Below are 15,793 nucleotides of genomic sequence, written 5' to 3'. Positions count from 1 at the left end.
TCCTCCCCTTAAGCGAAGCTAGCGGCGAACTCGTCCAGCGCAGCCTTTACCTTGTCCGCCAGCTCGTCCTTCACCTTACGATCGTTGTTGGTGATGTCCGCCAGCAGGTCGGCATGTTTGCCGCGCAGGTGGCTGAGCAGGCCTTCCTCGTAGCGGCCAACGTCCTTGACGTCGACTTTGTCGAGGTAGCCGTTGGTGCCGGCAAAGATCACGCAGACGATTTCGGCGTTGGTCAGCGGCGAATACTGGGCCTGCTTCATCAGCTCGGTCAGACGGGCGCCACGGGCCAGCAGCTGCTGGGTGGCGGCGTCCAGGTCGGAGCCGAACTGCGCGAACGCAGCCATTTCGCGGTACTGGGCCAGCGACAGTTTCACCGGGCCGGCAACCGAGGACATCGCCTTGGTCTGGGCCGAGGAACCCACACGCGAAACCGACAGACCGGTGTTCACGGCGGGGCGGATGCCCTGGTAGAACAGTTCGGTTTCCAGGAAGATCTGGCCGTCGGTGATCGAGATCACGTTGGTCGGAATAAACGCCGACACGTCGCCGCCCTGGGTTTCAATGATCGGCAGCGCGGTCAGCGAGCCGGCACCGAAGTCTTCGTTCAGCTTGGCCGAACGCTCCAGCAGGCGGGAGTGCAGATAGAAAACGTCGCCCGGATAGGCTTCACGGCCCGGCGGACGGCGCAGCAGCAGCGACATCTGGCGGTAAGCAACAGCCTGTTTGGACAGGTCATCATAGATGATCAGCGCGTGGCGGCCGTTGTCGCGGAAGAATTCCGCCATTGCGGTTGCGGCATAGGGTGCCAGGAACTGCAGCGGCGCCGGGTCGGATGCGGTTGCAGCCACAACGATGGAGTATTCCATCGCGCCGGTTTCTTCCAGCTTCTTCACCAGCTGGGCCACGGTGGAGCGCTTCTGGCCAACCGCGACGTAAACGCAGTACAGCTTCTTGCTCTCATCATCGCCGGCGGCGTCGTTGTAGGATTTCTGGTTCAGGATCGCATCCAGAGCCACGGCGGTTTTACCGGTCTGACGGTCGCCGATGATCAGCTCACGCTGGCCGCGGCCGATCGGGATCATCGCGTCAACGGATTTGAGGCCGGTCGCCATCGGCTCATGCACCGATTTACGCGGGATAATGCCCGGCGCCTTCACATCCGCAACACCGCGGGTCACGTCTTCGATCGGGCCCTTGCCGTCCAGCGGGTTGCCAAGGCCGTCCACAACGCGGCCCAGCAGGCCGTTGCCGATCGGCACGTCCACGATGGAGTTGGTGCGCTTGACGGTGTCGCCTTCTTTAATGTCGCGGTCGGAGCCGAAGATCACGATACCGACGTTGTCGCTTTCCAGGTTCAGCGCCATGCCCATGATGCCGCCGGGGAATTCGACCATTTCACCGGCCTGAACATTGTCGAGGCCGTAAACGCGGGCAATACCGTCACCGACGGACAGCACGCGGCCGATTTCAGCCACTTCTGCTTCTTGACCAAAATTCTTGATCTGGTCTTTCAGGATCGCAGAAATCTCTGCTGCTTGGATACCCATTTATCCGACCTCTTTCATTGCATTCTGTAGGGAGTTGAGCTTGGAGCGGATCGAGCTGTCGATCATCTTCGAGCCCACTTTAACGACAAGTCCGCCGATGATGGAGGCATCGACGGAAGCATTGATGGTAACTTTCTTGCCCACGCGCTCGGCCAGGGTCTTGGCCAGCTTTTCGCTTTGGGTCTTGGTCAGCGCCTTGGCAGACACCACCTCGGCGGTGATTTCGCCGCGGGCTTCAGCCAGGCGGGCGCGCAGCGCGTCGATCAGCGCGGGCACCACAAACAGACGGCGCTTGTCGGCCATCAGAGCCAGGGTATTGCGCAGGACGGGATCCAGGCCCATCTTGTCAGCCACCGCAGTGATTGCGGCGCCCTGCTCGTCGCGCGACACCAGCGGCGACTGGATCAGGCTGTTGAGGTCGTCGCTGTCAGCCAGCGCGGCTGCCAGGTCATTGATGCTGGTTTCAAGGCTGTCGAGCGCCTTGTTTTCTTGCGCGATGTCGAACACCGCCGTGGCATAGCGCGCGGCAATGCCTGCAGAAATCGAAGCTGGTTCGGACACGTCCACCCTTCCGATATGTTATTGGCCCCGGTTGGCGTACCCGGCCACAGGCGGCGTCCGGGGGCGTGAGTCATCCCCCATTGGCAGCGGGGCGTTGAAATCAGCGTGGGTCTAGCAGAGCGGATGCGACCTATCAACTGCCTAAACGGCAACTCGAAGAAGCATGTTTACAGCGTTTTCAACGACTTAAGGCAAGTGCGGCCCTTTGACCACAGTCGAGAAATAAAAAAGTGCGGCTGAACTGCAGGATTTGGCGATTCCGGAAAGCGGCATTTGCGGCCGATTTCGTCACATATCGGACCAGAACCCGTCTTTTCAGCGCCCCCGGGCGCCGAACCCGCAGTTTCAGGGAATCGAAATCAGCCACAGACGGGCCGGATCAGCCCCGGACGCGTCAGGCCGGTTCCGGCATCGGGTTGGACAGACCTTCGAGCACCCGGATCCGGCTGCGGACCTTGGTGCCGACCATGTGGCCGCGCTGTGTGTGGGTCTGCTTGCTGACCTCGACCATGAACACGCCGCCGGCCAGCATCGCCGGCAGTTTACGGCCCATTTTTTCCAGCATCGCGCCGGATTTCAGCCAGAACCGTTTGTGGCTGGGCAGCCGGTACAGCGCCGCGGTGTGCTGTTCGATGGCGAATTGGTGCTCGCGCAGCTGACCTTCGAGCTGGCGCAGAGTGTAGGGGCGGCCAAAGCCGAACGGGGTCAGATCCGACCGCGCCCAAAGCCCGGCCCGGTTTGGCACGACGAAAATGGCCCGCCCGCCGGGACCCAGCACCCGCCAGCATTCTTCCAGCAGCTTTGTTGGCCGCTCCGAGGTCTCCAGACCATGCATCACTACCAGCCGGTCGATCCTGCCAGTGTCGACGGGCCAGCTGGTCTCCTCGCACAGGACCGAGACATTGGGCAGCCCCGCGGGCCATTGCATCACCCCCTGCGGCCCCGGCATCAGCGCCATCACCCGGCGCGCCTCGGGCAGGTAGGGACGCAGCAGCGGCGCGGCAAAACCGAAGCCCGCCACCGTCAGCCCTTCGGTGCCTGGCCAGATATCCAGCAGACGGCCGCGGATCGACGCCTGCGCCGCACGCCCCAGGGTGCTGCGGTAATAGAAGTTCCTGAGATCCTGAACATCAAGATGCATTGCGGGTGCCTGCTGCTTCGGCCAATCTGGGCGCAGTTTAGCAATGTAAAGGCGAATGACCATGCCTCTTGAGATCATCACCCTGCCGTGCCTGTCGGACAACTATGCCTTTTTGATCCGCAATCCTGCATCAGGCGAGACCGCGCTGGTGGATGCGCCCGAAGCAGGCGCCATCAAGGCGGCGCTATCGGCGCGCGGCTGGGGGCTGGACTGGATCCTGCTGACCCATCACCACTGGGACCATACCGATGGTGTAGCCGACCTGCAGGAAGCCTATGGCGCCAAGGTGATCGGCGCTGCAGCCGACGCCCACCGGCTGCCGGATCTGGATATGGCCGTTGAGGACGGCGGCAGCTTCACGCTGCTGGGCGAAGAGGTGCAGGTGATGGATGTCTCGGGTCACACCGTTGGCCATATTGCCTTTTATCTGCCCGGTTCAAATGCCGTGTTCACCGCTGACAGCCTGATGGCGCTGGGGTGCGGGCGGCTGTTCGAGGGCAGCCCGCAGCAGATGTGGGCCAGCCTGTCGCGGCTTGCCGCGCTGCCGCCGCACACTATCGTTTATTCAGGACATGAATACACCCAATCCAACGGTGCCTTTGCAGTCACCGCCGACCCCGGCAACCCGGCGTTGCAGGCGCGTATACGTGATATCGCAAAGGCCCGGAACGACGGCATGCCTACGGTTCCGTCATCCTTGCAGCTGGAACTTGACACCAATCCGTTCCTACGCGCCGGTGACAGTGCCGTGAGAGCGCACCTTCGCATGGAAGATGCTGAAGACGCTGAGGTTTTTGCCGAAATCCGCCGGCGCAAAGACAGTTTTTGACCAAATCAAGGGTATCGGGGCGCAACAGGGAGAAAATAATTGTGACCCCAAATTGAAGAAAAGCCCTTGAAGCTGGCGCGCTATCAACCAAACTCTAACCTTATAAGCACATGGTTGAACTGCGGGGTTGGTTAATACCGCCCCATCCGGCCAACCCAAGATCAGAGGAGCACGCCCGTGCCTTCATTCTCGAGCACCCTGGAACAGGCCATTCACGCAGCGCTGGCGCTGGCGAATGAACGCCGTCATGAATTCGCAACCCTGGAACATCTGCTTCTGGCCCTGATCGACGAGCCCGACGCGGCCCGTGTGATGCGCGCCTGCAGTGTCGATCTGACCGAATTGCGATCCTCGCTGGTGGAATTCGTGGATGAGGATCTTGCCAATCTGGTCACCGACATCGACGGATCCGAAGCGGTGCCGACCGCCGCCTTCCAGCGGGTCATTCAGCGGGCCGCAATCCATGTGCAAAGCTCAGGCCGCACCGAAGTGACAGGCGCCAATGTGCTGGTGGCGATCTTTGCTGAACGCGAAAGCGATGCGGCATACTTCCTGCAGGACCAGGAAATGACCCGCTATGACGCGGTGAACTTTATCGCCCATGGCGTGGCAAAGGACCCGGCCTTTGGGGAACCCCGCCCGGTCACCGGCGCAACCGAGCAGGAAGAAGACAGCATCACGGCCGCGCCTGAGGGCGAAAAGAAGGAAAGCGCGCTGGCGAAATACTGCGTCGACCTGAATGCGAAATCCCGCGACGGCGACATCGACCCGCTGATCGGCCGCGACCACGAGGTGGAGCGCTGCATCCAGGTGCTGTGCCGCCGCCGCAAGAACAACCCGCTGCTCGTGGGCGACCCCGGCGTTGGCAAAACGGCAATTGCCGAGGGGCTTGCGCGCAGGATCGTGTCCGGTGAAACCCCGGAAATTCTGGCGCAGACCACCATTTATTCGCTCGACATGGGCGCGCTGCTGGCCGGGACCCGCTACCGCGGTGATTTTGAGGAACGTCTGAAAGCCGTGGTCACCGAGCTGGAAGACCACCCGGACGCGGTGCTGTTCATCGACGAAATCCACACCGTGATCGGGGCCGGCGCGACCTCTGGCGGCGCCATGGATGCCTCCAACCTGCTGAAACCGGCGCTGCAAGGCGGCAAGCTGCGCACCATGGGCTCCACGACGTACAAGGAGTTCCGCCAGCATTTCGAGAAAGACCGCGCGCTGGCCCGCCGGTTCCAGAAAATCGACGTGAACGAGCCGACGGTGGAAGATTCCATCGAGATCCTGAAGGGGCTGAAACCCTATTTCGAGGAACATCACGGCATCAAGTTCACCGGTGACGCCATCAAGACCGCGGTGGAATTGTCGGCCCGTTACATCAACGACCGCAAGCTGCCGGACAAGGCCATCGACGTGATTGACGAGGCCGGCGCCGCGCAGCATCTGGTGATTGAATCCAAACGCCGCAAAACCATCGGCGTCAAAGAGATCGAGGCCGTGGTGGCAAAGATCGCCCGCATCCCGCCGAAAAGCGTGTCGAAAGACGATGCCGAAGTGCTGAAAGACCTGGAGAAATCGCTGAAACGCGTGGTCTTTGGCCAGGACGATGCCATTACTGCCCTGTCCAGTGCGATCAAACTGGCCCGTGCAGGCCTGCGGGAGCCGGAAAAACCCATTGGCAACTACCTGTTTGCAGGCCCCACCGGCGTCGGCAAGACCGAGGTGGCCAAACAGCTGGCGGATACGCTTGGGGTGGAACTGCTGCGGTTTGACATGTCCGAATACATGGAGAAACACGCAGTCTCCCGCCTGATCGGCGCGCCTCCGGGCTATGTCGGCTTCGACCAGGGCGGCCTGTTGACCGATGGCGTCGACCAGCACCCGCACTGCGTGCTGCTGCTTGACGAGATGGAAAAGGCGCATCCGGATGTCTATAACATCCTGCTGCAGGTGATGGACAACGGTCAGCTGACCGACCACAACGGCCGCACGGTGAATTTCCGCAACGTGGTGCTGATCATGACCTCCAACGCCGGCGCGTCGGAACAGGCAAAGGCCGCTATCGGCTTTGGCCGCGACCGCCGCGAGGGTGAAGACACCGCCGCAATCGAGCGCACCTTCACACCGGAATTCCGCAACCGCCTGGATGCGGTGATTTCCTTCGCACCGCTCGGCAAAGAAGTGATCCTGCAGGTGGTCGAGAAATTCGTGCTGCAGCTGGAAGCCCAGCTGATGGACCGCAATGTTTCGATTGAGCTGACCCGCAAGGCGGCGGAATGGCTGGCCGACAAGGGCTATGACGACCGGATGGGCGCACGTCCTCTGGGCCGGGTGATCCAGGAGCACATCAAAAAACCGCTGGCCGAGGAGCTGTTGTTCGGCAAGCTGACCAAAGGCGGTATCGTCAAGGTCGGCATCAAGGACGGCAAACTGGAACTGCGCCTGGAAGGGCCAAGCAAGCCGCGGATATCCGGTGACAAGCCGCCGCTGCTGACAGCAGATTGATGCGCCTTGCCGCGCTGATAACCGCAATATCGCTCGCCGCGCCTGCCGCGGCGGGCGATTTTCTTTTGCAGTTCCCGCTGGACTGCACCCTGGGCGGCACCTGCCACATTCAGCAGTTCGTCGACCACGATCCAGGCCCCGGTGCCACGGATTTCACCTGCGGCACGCTGAGTTATGATGGCCACAAGGGAACGGATATCGCCCTGCCCTACTTGTCGGACATGCAGGCCGGCGTCGCGGTGCGTGCCGCGGCAGGCGGTGTTGTCCTTGGAACCCGCAACGGCATGGCGGACCAATATGCCACCGATGACAATGCGGCAGAGATTGACGGTAAGGAATGCGGCAACGGGGTGGTCCTGCGCCACGGCAACGGGTGGGAAACCCAGTACTGCCACATGAAGCGCGGCTCGCTCCGGGTGAAAAGCGGCATGAAAGTCAAGCCTGGCGATATCCTGGGCGAGGCCGGGCTTTCCGGCAAGACCCAGTTCCCGCATCTGCATTTGTCTGTGCGCAAGGATGGCGCGGTGGTGGATCCTTTTGCGCCGGAAAGCCTTGAAAGCTGCGGCACCCCCGCCGGTAAGACACTCTGGGCGGATCCGCCGGCCTATCAGGCGGGCGGTGTGCTGGGGGCCGGTTTCAGCGCGGCGATCCCTGAATACAGTGCGATCAAGGCAGGCACCGCGGACGCCGCACCGCTGGCTGCAGATGCACCTGCGTTTGTTTTTTGGGCCTACGCGTTTGGCGGTCTGGCAGGCGACCAGCTTGAGCTGACGGTGGAAGGCCCCGGCGGCGAACTTATCTCCCACAGCGAAGGGCTGAACAAAAATCAGGCCCAGTTTTTCCGCGCTGCCGGCCGCCGCCTGCGCGGCGGGCAATGGCCGGCAGGCACCTATACCGGCACGGCCCGTCTATTGCGGGACGGCCGGCAGGTTGACAGTTTTACCCGCAGCATGGTGATCGCACCGCCGGAAGACCCCGCCTCCCAGTAGCCGGCCCCACAGTTTTCCGCTTCAAAGTGACCGGGTTCAAAGTATCAGGCCTTACCAGATACGCGGCGGCAGCGGCCGGGGCGCAAGCCCTGGCCGCTGCCGGGCCCAACGGGCACGGTTGCCCTTGGGCGGCCAGTGCCGGGCGGGAGGCCTCGCCTGCGGATCCTGAGACTGCATCTGTGCTGCATTTTCCGGTGCCAGGATTTGATAACTCCCGAATTTGCAATAGATTTAAGGAGGCCCTGCTGCCCGGCGGGGCCGCAACCCGTGCGTAACTAGTAGCTTGTCTCCATTAGTGAAGCGGGTTGCACCCTGCAGGCCACCGAAGGGCTGGCAAAACGCACAGCTTACCGGTTGCACCCGGCGCAGCACATACTCCTCCTCCTCAACTGCGTTTTCGCCTATTTTTCAGTGAACTTCAGCTCAATCCGCCGGTTCTGGGCGCGCGCTTCGGCAGTGTCCGCCGGATTCACCGGCTGATATTCGCCAAACCCATTGGCCGCCAGCCGCGACGGCGGCACCCCAAGCGCCTCGACCATATAACGCACCACCGAAAGCGCCCGGCCCTGGCTAAGCTCCCAATTGTCAGTGAATTTCGGATGTCCCAGCAACGGCGAAGTGTCGGTATGGCCATCCACCCGGATAACCCAGTTAATCTCCTGCGGGATCGCTGCCACGACGCTTTGCAGAATTGAAACCACCTTGGCAATTTCGACCCGCCCCGCAGGTGAAAGAGTGGCGCTGCCCGGTGCAAACAGCACTTCGGAGGCAAAGACGAAGCGGTCGCCCTGGATGCGCACACCCTCTTGGGTGCCCAGCAAATCCCGCAACCGGCCAAAGAACTCCGAACGGTAACGTTCCAGATCCTGCGCCTTGCTGGCGAGGGCCGCGGCTTCGGCTTCCAGCCGCTTGCGCTCCTGCTCTTCCAGCAGCCGCCGCTTGCGCTCTTCCGAGGCGGCACGGGCCAGTGCTGCGTTCAGATCCTGGCCCAGGTTCTGCAACTGCACCTGCTGGGCGGCATCCCGGCCCTGATAGTCGTCCAGAATGGCCTGCAGGCCGCCCAGCTGTTCACGCAGGGCCGCCACCTGCTGGTTCAGCAGCGCGGTTTCACGGCGGGCCTCTTCGGATATGACCTGTTCCTCAGACAAGGCCGAACGCGCCTGCGCCAATAGGGCTGCGCGTTCTTCGGCCAGGCTCAACTGCTCCGTGGCGCTGCCCTCTGCGCTCTGCTGTGCGGTGACAGCCGCAAGCAGCCGCTGACGCAGAACGTCCAGCTCCCCGGCTTGGATCTCTGCAGCAGCCAAAGCGGCCTTGGCTTCGGCCAGTTCTGCCGCCAGCTTCCCGGCCTCTGCATCAGATCCGGCGCGGGCGGCCTCCAGTTCAGACAGTTGCGCGTCCAGCTGTGTCCTGGCGGTTTCAGCGGCGGCCAGCAGGGTCAGCGTATCCTCCGCCTCCTGGCGTTGCGCCTCCAAGGCCAATGTCATTGCTGTGAGTTCGGCGTCGGCATTCTGCAGCCTGTCCCGCAGGGCTTCGGCGGCGGCGGCCTCAACCAGACGGGCGGCTTCTTCATCGCCCAGCTGATCCTGCAATTCGGAAATCCGGGTTGTTTGCTCGCTGCCCTCGGCCTCAAGGCTGGCGATCAGTGCTTCCATCGCCTCGCGCTGTGCCGCCGCCAGCCGGGCGGCCTCCGCCTGCAGATCAATCTCGCCGCGGGCTTGCGACAGGGCCAGGTTCAGGGCCTCTTGTTCACCCAACAATTCCGCGCGCGCGGCCTCCAGGTCCGCGCGTTCGGCGCTCAGATCCGCGACCCGTGTCCGGGCGGCATCGCGGCTGGCGATCAGGGCCGCCACCTGTGCCTCAAAACTGGTGATCCGGCTGGCGGCCGCGGCCAGTTCACCTGCCTGCCGGTCACGGTCCGCAGTCAGGGAGGTGATCAGGCTGCGCGCCTGATCCAGATCCTGTTCAGCAGTATTGAGGGTTGACGTCAGCGCCCCAAGCCGGGCGTTCAACTGGCTGTTCTCACGCTCCTCCAGCCCCAGGGCCGAGGCCAGCGCGCTCACCTCCGCAGACAGCTCATCCAGCTGGCTTTCCTGGCCGGTAATCGTCTCACGCAGGACAAATTGCACCACCATAAAGATGGTCAGAACAAACATCAGCACCAAGAGAAGCCCGGTCATCGCATCGACAAACCCCGGCCAGATCGAGGCTTGGAATCGCTGCCCTGTGCGCCGGGAAAGGGCCATCGGTTAATCCCCCGCGTCCCGGCCCGCACCACCGCCGCGGGACAAGCCGCGCGGACGGGCGAAGGCCCTGACCAACAGGTCGATGTCCTTGCGCAGCTCGCTCAGGCTTTCCTGCCGGCCGGCCGAGATTTCCTCGAGGATGCGCAGCATCTGCACGTCGATCGAGCGCAGCCGCATCCGGCTTTCGGCGTCGATACCGCCCTGTTCGCTATGGGCGCGCAGGATCTCGGTCAGGGCTTCCTGCCCGACGGCCACCCGGTCCAATGCTGCGGTGACTGTGCCGGTCTGCTCCTGGCGGCGGTTCATCTCCTGAATGGTTTCCACCAGATCGCCCAGCTTTTGATCCACCGCTGCGCGGCCTTCGGAGGTTTCGGCAAACATCGCCTGCAGCGCGTCCATCTGCTCGGCCATGTTGTCGAGCACTTGGGAGACGACACCGCTGTCGCCGGCACCATCCTCACCCGAGGAGAAGCTGACCCGGGTGATCGAAGACAGCCATTCCTCCAGCTCACGGTAGAACCGGTTCTGGCCGTGGCCCGCGAACAGTTCCAGCAGGCCGACGATCAGCGAGCCAGCCAGTCCCAGGAGCGAGGAGGCAAAGGCGACACCCATGCCGCCCAGCTGCGCCTCCAGTCCGGTCATCAGGCGATTGAAGACAGACAGCCCCTCTTCGCCTTCCTGCGGTGCCAGGCTGCGGATGGTATCGACCACGGCAGGAACCGTGGTGGCCAGACCATAGAAAGTACCCAAAAGGCCAAGGAAAATCAGCAGGTTGACGATATACCGGGTAATTTCCCGGTCTTCATCGATACGGTTGGCGACAGAGTCCAGAATGGACTGTGTCGAAGCCGATCCCAGCTGCATCCGCGCCCCGCGCGAGCGCAGCAGCGAGGCCAAGGGCGCCAGCATTGACGGCGTCCGGCGCTCATCCGAAGTGTCGCCGAATGCAAAGCGTTCAATCCAGCGCACCGAGCCGATAAGCTGCACCACCTGCCAGAAACAGGCCAGCACCCCGATCACAAAGACAAAGACGATAAAGCCGTTCAGCCAAGGGTTGGCCTCGAACACCGGCAGCACCCGCGGCAAGGCGACAAAGGCGCCAAAACCGGACAATCCCAGTGCGATCAGCATCATGATGATCTGCCGCACCGGCTGGGAAAACTGCGGCCGGGTTTTGCGGTCTGGCTGCGCCATATTGGTTGGCTCCTGACACGTTGACTGCTCTTATTTGGTTCGCAGCCTATAAGCAAAGTGTCAAAAGCGCCAAGGCTTTATGCGGTGATGTCCCGCACCCGGCCTGCCAGCCAGTCCAAGTCGCTGTCATGCAGGCCGATCTCCGCCAGATGCTCAGCAGTGTTATAGAGGTATTCGGTGTTGGGACCGCGCCCGCCCACCGCATGGGCAATCATCTGCGCCTGTTTTTCGAGGCTCAGACCGCCGCAATACTGGACATGGTGCGGGTCGATCACATAGGTGACGGCGGTGACAAGGCTGCCGTCCGCCAGTTCCACTTCCAGATCACGCTCCAAGTAGGCCGAGGAGATCAGCTCGCGCTCGCGCAGCTCTGCCAGGGTCTGCTCCTCGTGACCGGCTTCGACCGACAGCGCCAGCCCTTTGCAGTTGGCCCCTTCGGTTTCGTCCAGCGCCAGCACCAGGCCCGGATGATCCTCGGTGCCGCGGTGGTGGATCGAGGTCATGCAGAACGACCGCGCATAGCCATGCAGCACCGCCACCTCGCGGCGGGCCACCGGGAAGCCGGGGTTCCAAAGAAGCGATCCGTATCCGAAAACCCACATAGTCATGTTGTCTGGCCCTTTCTGCTCCCCCTCTATAAACAGCAATCCTGATCCGGACAAAAGAGGCTAACCGATGCGCCTGGCAAAACTGCTGATTGCCGCCCTGATGGTGTGGAGCCTGTATTGGGCGGCGGCGGCCTGGGGGCTGCGCAGCGGCATCGCGGCCTGGTTTGCCGAGCAAGAGCGGCGGGGCTGGCAGGCTGAGTTTTCTGCACTTGAAACCAGCGGCTACCCTATCCGCCATTTAACCAGGATCAGCCGCCCGGCGCTGGCGGATCCTGGCACCGGCACCGCCTGGCGGGCTGACTGGCTGGACCTGGCAAGCCCTGCTGTCTGGCCGGGCAAGCTGGACCTGCACTTCCCGGCCTCGGCCCAGCGGCTGTCCTATTTCGACCGGACCGCGGTGATCACGGCCCAGGGCCTGCAAGCCAGCCTGCATCTGGCGCCGGGTGCGGCGCTGGAAATGGAGGAACTGGCGCTGATCTCGGCCCCGTGGCAGATCGCCCGAAGCGGCGAGGCGGTGCTGAGCGGCGCGTCACTGGACCTGCGCATGGTGCAGTCGGACAGGCCTGCGATCTACCGGATTACGGCAGAAGCCGCTGAGTTCGCCCCCCGCGCCGCCTGGCGGCGGCTGCTGGCGGCCAGCTCGGCGCTGCCGGAACGGTTTGACACGCTGGCATTGGACCTGACGGTTGAGTTTGACGCGCCCTGGGACCGGGCCGCACTGGAACAGCGGCGGCCGCAGCCGCGCCGGATCGATCTGAAACTGGCCGAGGCCCGCTGGGGCGATCTGCGGCTGAAGGCCGCCGGGACGCTGGCAGTGGACGCGCAGGGTCTGCCGGAGGGCGGGATTGCGCTGCAGGCGGAAAACTGGCGCGGGCTGGTGCTGATGGCGGAACGCAGCGGCGCGCTGCCTCCCAGCCTGCGCAGCTCTGTCGAGCGCGTGCTGAGCCTCCTGGCAGAAACAAGCGGCAACCCGCGGAACCTGGACATCACGCTGGGGTTTTCCGGCGGCTATGTGACACTTGGCCCCCTGCCCCTGGGCCGCGCCCCGCGGCTGATTATCCGCTGACCGCGGATCCGCCTGTCACGAACCACCCCGCTGGCCAATTACAGGCAAAGGGAAAACCAGCCACTGAGGCGTTTCTCAGCATGACTTTTTTGCGCGCGCAGCGCGCCCGGCCCAAGGCTGTAATGTGCCCCTGGGCACTTTCAGGCGCGGGAGCACACCGCTAGCGGCAATACGACCCGCCGCGGTGGCGCGCTACATCCAGGTGGAAATGGTCGCGGTGATAGCGGTCGGCCTCTGGCCCCAGAACGGTGCCGAAGGGTCCGCAGGCTGCGCGCCAGATTTTTTTCAGCGCCTTGCGGGTCTTGCGGTTCTGCCAGCCTTTCAGCACCGTCACCGTCTCGCCGCTGGCCAGGGTGAAACCGGAGATATCGATCGCCCGGCCCTTGCCGTGTTCGGAGATCTTGGCACCGGGGCGGTTGTTGCGGGTGCGGCACGCATAATGCGCGGCAACGCGCAGGGAGACCACCTTGTTTCGGCGGCCGAAGGCGGTTTCGACCTCGCGGTTGATCCATGTCTTCAGCGCGCGGGCGGTGTTGCAGGTCATCAGCGAGGCCTGGCTGAGGCGCACCCCGGCAATTTCGCGCACCCGCACCGCATCCTTGGCGCCGCAGCCGGGCAGCGTGCCCGAGACGTAGCCGACACTATCGCCCTGGATATCAATATCGCCGCAGACCGACCCCTTGCGCCGCTTGCGGCGCTTGAACAGCACCTGCTCTGCCAGGCTGTCCGGCCGTGCAAAGGGCAGCAGCGATGATGCCGGCCCCAGCAGCGGCAGATCTGCGGGGCGGGCTGCTGCTGCCAGGATCTGTTCCGATTGCGGGCGCGAAACCGGGCGTAATTCCGGCGAATTGACTATGCCAGCCGCCTCTAAGCCCGCATCAGCCTGCGGGCGCGCAGGCGGCGCAAGCGAGGTATCCGGCGCTGCGGCCAGCGCGGCACCGCCAAGCATCGTTGCCAGCAGCAGGGCGCCCGCGCGGATCACTTCTTTTGCCCCCGGCCAAAGTCCGGCGCATCGGTGTCCTGACCGGCCTCGATGATGCCGCGGCGGATCGCGCGGGTGCGGGTGAAGTAATCGTGCAGATGGTCGCCGTCGCCGGTGCGGATGGCGCGCTGCAGGGCAAACAGCTCCTCGGTGAAGCGGCCCAGGATTTCCAGCGTGGCGTCCTTGTTGGTCAGGAACACATCGCGCCACATGGTCGGATCCGAGGCGGCAATCCGGGTGAAGTCGCGAAAACCAGCGGCGGAATACTTGATCACCTCGCTGTCGGTCACCCGGCGCAGGTCGTCGGCGACGCCGACCATCGTATAGGCAATCAGATGCGGTGTATGCGAGGTGACAGCCAGCACCAGGTCGTGGTGGTCGGCGTCCATCTCATCAACATTGGCGCCCATGCCTTCCCACAGGGCCCGCAGGCGGGCGGTGGCTGCGGGATCGGTGCCCTCAACCGGGACCAGCAGCGACCAGCGGTTGTCGAACAGCTCGGCAAAACCGGATTCCGGGCCGGAATGTTCAGTCCCGGCCAGCGGGTGGGCGGGCACGAAATGCACACCTTGGGGGATATGGGGCAGCACGGCGTCGATCACGTGGCGTTTGACCGAGCCCACGTCCGACACCGTGGCGCCGGGTTTCAGCAGCGGGGCGATGTCTTCCATCACCGGACCCATGGCGCCAACCGGCACGCAGAGCACCACCAGGTCAGCTTCTTTCACGGCCTCCTGCGCGCTGTCGCAAACCCGGTCGCACAGACCGATCCTGCGAGCGGTTGCGCGGGTTTCCGCGCTGCGGGCATAGCCGGTGACCTCGCCCGCCAGCCCTGCGCGTTTCATCGCCCAGAACATTGAAGACGCAATCAGGCCCAGCCCGATCAGCGCGACGCGGCCATAGACCTGCCCGTTATTCCGGCTGCTCATGCCTGCGCCTCTTTAAATGCTTTCACCCCTTGCGCCACCCGGCGGCAGGCGTCTTCGTCGCCGATGGTGATGCGCAATGCGTTCGGCAGGTTGTATCCCGCCACCCGGCGCACGATCAGCCCCTGCGATTGCAGATAACTGTCACAGGCCTCGGCTTCGGCCTGGCTGGCAAAGCGGGCCAGGATGAAATTGGTGCTGGAGACGTCCGAGGGCACGCCGAGTTCAGCGAGGGCATTTGCCAGCCAAGAGCGCCATTTGGAGTTCGTAGTCCGGCAGTTGTCCACGTAGTCCGCATCCCGCACCGAGGCCTCGGCCCCGGCCAGCGCTGTGCTGGAGACGTTGAACGGGCCACGCACCCGGTTCAGCACGCCGACAATCTCCCGCGGGCCATAGCCCCAGCCGATCCGCGCACCGCCCAGACCGTAGATCTTGGAGAACGTGCGCGTCATGAAGACGTTGCTGCGCGCGTTGGCAATGGCAGCCCCGGCATCGAAGCCTTCGACATATTCGGCATAGGCCCCGTCCAGCACCAAGATGGCCCCCGCCGGGATGCCATCGGCCAGCCGGGCCACTTCCCCTTCGCTGATCATGGTGCCGGTGGGGTTGTTCGGGTTCGCAATGAAGACCAGCCTGGTCCGGTCGGTGCAGCCCGCCAGCAGAGCGTCCACATCGGTGACCCGCTCGCGTTCCTTTACCTCCACCGGCGTCGCACCGGCGGCCAATGCGCTGATGCGGTACATGGCAAAGCCGTGTTCGGTGTACAGCACCTCATCGCCCGGGCCGGCATAGGCCTGGCACAGGAAGGCAATGATCTCGTCGCTGCCGGCGCCGCAGATGATCTGCTCCGGCTCCAGCCCGTGAACCTCGCCGATCGCCTGCCGCAGCGCCGCATGGTCCGAACTGGGATAGCGGTGCATATCGGCCGCCGCATCCTGCATCGCCTGAATTGCGCGCGGGCTGGGGCCAAGAGGGTTTTCGTTCGAGGAGAGCTTCACAACGTTGCTCACCCCATTCACATGAGCAGCCCCGCCCTGATAAAGAGCGATGTCCATGATACCGGGCTGCGGTGTGAGTTGAGTCATAATACGGGCTCCTTAATTCCTGCCCGTTCTAGCGGCCCAATGGCTGCTGGGGAAGCACCAAGATGACGCTTCCCCTGTGCTGCCGCCCCCCCGAGCAGCAAACCCAATGACGGTGCGGCC

At 63.7% G+C, this 15,793-nt stretch carries 13 protein-coding genes; 4 read left to right on the top strand and 9 right to left on the bottom strand.

Annotation, left to right across the window (positions count from 1 at the left end; translation table 11 throughout):
- Window positions 1–8 precede the first annotated feature (8 nt).
- The 3 genes from atpA to ETW24_RS05850 all read right to left on the bottom strand — a co-directional run bounded on the left by atpA (window position 9) and on the right by ETW24_RS05850 (window position 3,249).
- A complete protein-coding gene (gene atpA, locus ETW24_RS05860) occupies window positions 9–1,547 on the bottom strand; it encodes a F0F1 ATP synthase subunit alpha (protein WP_129370169.1) in 1,539 nt (512 codons plus the stop codon).
- Window positions 1,548–2,108, bottom strand: a complete 561-nt coding sequence (locus ETW24_RS05855; RefSeq protein WP_129370168.1) for a F0F1 ATP synthase subunit delta — start codon at window positions 2,106–2,108, stop codon at window positions 1,548–1,550.
- 394 nt (window positions 2,109–2,502) lie between these two features.
- On the bottom strand, window positions 2,503–3,249 hold the full coding sequence (locus ETW24_RS05850; RefSeq protein WP_129370167.1) for a class I SAM-dependent methyltransferase: 747 nt from the start codon (window positions 3,247–3,249) through the stop codon (window positions 2,503–2,505).
- A gap of 55 nt (window positions 3,250–3,304) precedes the next feature.
- On the opposite strand from ETW24_RS05850, the gene gloB reads away from it, so the two are divergent.
- The 3 genes from gloB (at window position 3,305) to ETW24_RS05835 (ending at window position 7,569) form a co-directional block, all read left to right on the top strand.
- Entirely contained in the window at window positions 3,305–4,078 is a 774-nt protein-coding gene (gloB, locus tag ETW24_RS05845; protein WP_129370166.1) for a hydroxyacylglutathione hydrolase, read from the top strand.
- A gap of 177 nt (window positions 4,079–4,255) precedes the next feature.
- Window positions 4,256–6,580 (top strand): ATP-dependent Clp protease ATP-binding subunit ClpA, encoded by a 2,325-nt coding sequence (gene clpA / locus ETW24_RS05840; protein WP_129370165.1) that lies wholly within the window; start codon window positions 4,256–4,258, stop codon window positions 6,578–6,580.
- Complete coding sequence (locus tag ETW24_RS05835) at window positions 6,580–7,569, top strand: M23 family metallopeptidase (RefSeq protein WP_129370164.1); 990 nt, start codon at window positions 6,580–6,582, stop codon at window positions 7,567–7,569. Before clpA ends, ETW24_RS05835 begins: the two co-directional genes overlap by 1 nt.
- 401 nt (window positions 7,570–7,970) lie before the next feature.
- Here ETW24_RS05835 and ETW24_RS05830 read toward each other — a convergent pair whose 3' ends face one another.
- The 3 genes from ETW24_RS05830 to ETW24_RS05820 form a co-directional block, all read right to left on the bottom strand.
- Window positions 7,971–9,812: a peptidoglycan -binding protein gene (locus ETW24_RS05830; RefSeq protein WP_129370163.1), complete on the bottom strand. Its 1,842-nt coding sequence runs from the start codon at window positions 9,810–9,812 to the stop codon at window positions 7,971–7,973.
- Between the two features lie 3 nt (window positions 9,813–9,815).
- Window positions 9,816–11,006 (bottom strand): biopolymer transporter ExbB, encoded by a 1,191-nt coding sequence (locus tag ETW24_RS05825; RefSeq protein ID WP_129370162.1) that lies wholly within the window; start codon window positions 11,004–11,006, stop codon window positions 9,816–9,818.
- Between the two features lie 77 nt (window positions 11,007–11,083).
- A complete protein-coding gene (locus ETW24_RS05820; RefSeq protein WP_129370161.1) occupies window positions 11,084–11,614 on the bottom strand; it encodes a gamma-glutamylcyclotransferase in 531 nt (176 codons plus the stop codon).
- A 67-nt stretch (window positions 11,615–11,681) separates the two neighbouring features.
- On the opposite strand from ETW24_RS05820, the gene ETW24_RS05815 reads away from it, so the two are divergent.
- Window positions 11,682–12,680, top strand: a complete 999-nt coding sequence (locus ETW24_RS05815; RefSeq protein WP_129370160.1) for a DUF2125 domain-containing protein — start codon at window positions 11,682–11,684, stop codon at window positions 12,678–12,680.
- Between the two features lie 160 nt (window positions 12,681–12,840).
- Here the strand turns inward: ETW24_RS05815 and ETW24_RS05810 are convergent, their stop codons facing one another.
- From ETW24_RS05810 to hisC, 3 genes are read right to left on the bottom strand one after another with little or no spacing between them, the layout of a single operon-like run.
- Entirely contained in the window at window positions 12,841–13,662 is an 822-nt protein-coding gene (locus ETW24_RS05810; protein ID WP_254695710.1) for an extensin-like domain-containing protein, read from the bottom strand.
- Window positions 13,659–14,591, bottom strand: coding sequence for a prephenate/arogenate dehydrogenase family protein (locus ETW24_RS05805; RefSeq protein ID WP_129370159.1), 933 nt, complete (start codon window positions 14,589–14,591; stop codon window positions 13,659–13,661). Before ETW24_RS05805 ends, ETW24_RS05810 begins: the two co-directional genes overlap by 4 nt.
- A complete protein-coding gene (hisC, locus tag ETW24_RS05800; RefSeq protein ID WP_129370158.1) occupies window positions 14,588–15,673 on the bottom strand; it encodes a histidinol-phosphate transaminase in 1,086 nt (361 codons plus the stop codon). The genes ETW24_RS05805 and hisC overlap by 4 nt, the downstream gene beginning before the upstream one ends.
- Window positions 15,674–15,793: the final 120 nt, after the last annotated feature.

The organism is Leisingera sp. NJS204 (genome assembly GCF_004123675.1).
Taxonomy (GTDB): Bacteria; Pseudomonadota; Alphaproteobacteria; order Rhodobacterales; family Rhodobacteraceae; genus Leisingera.
This window is presented reverse-complemented; position numbering and strand designations above follow the sequence as displayed.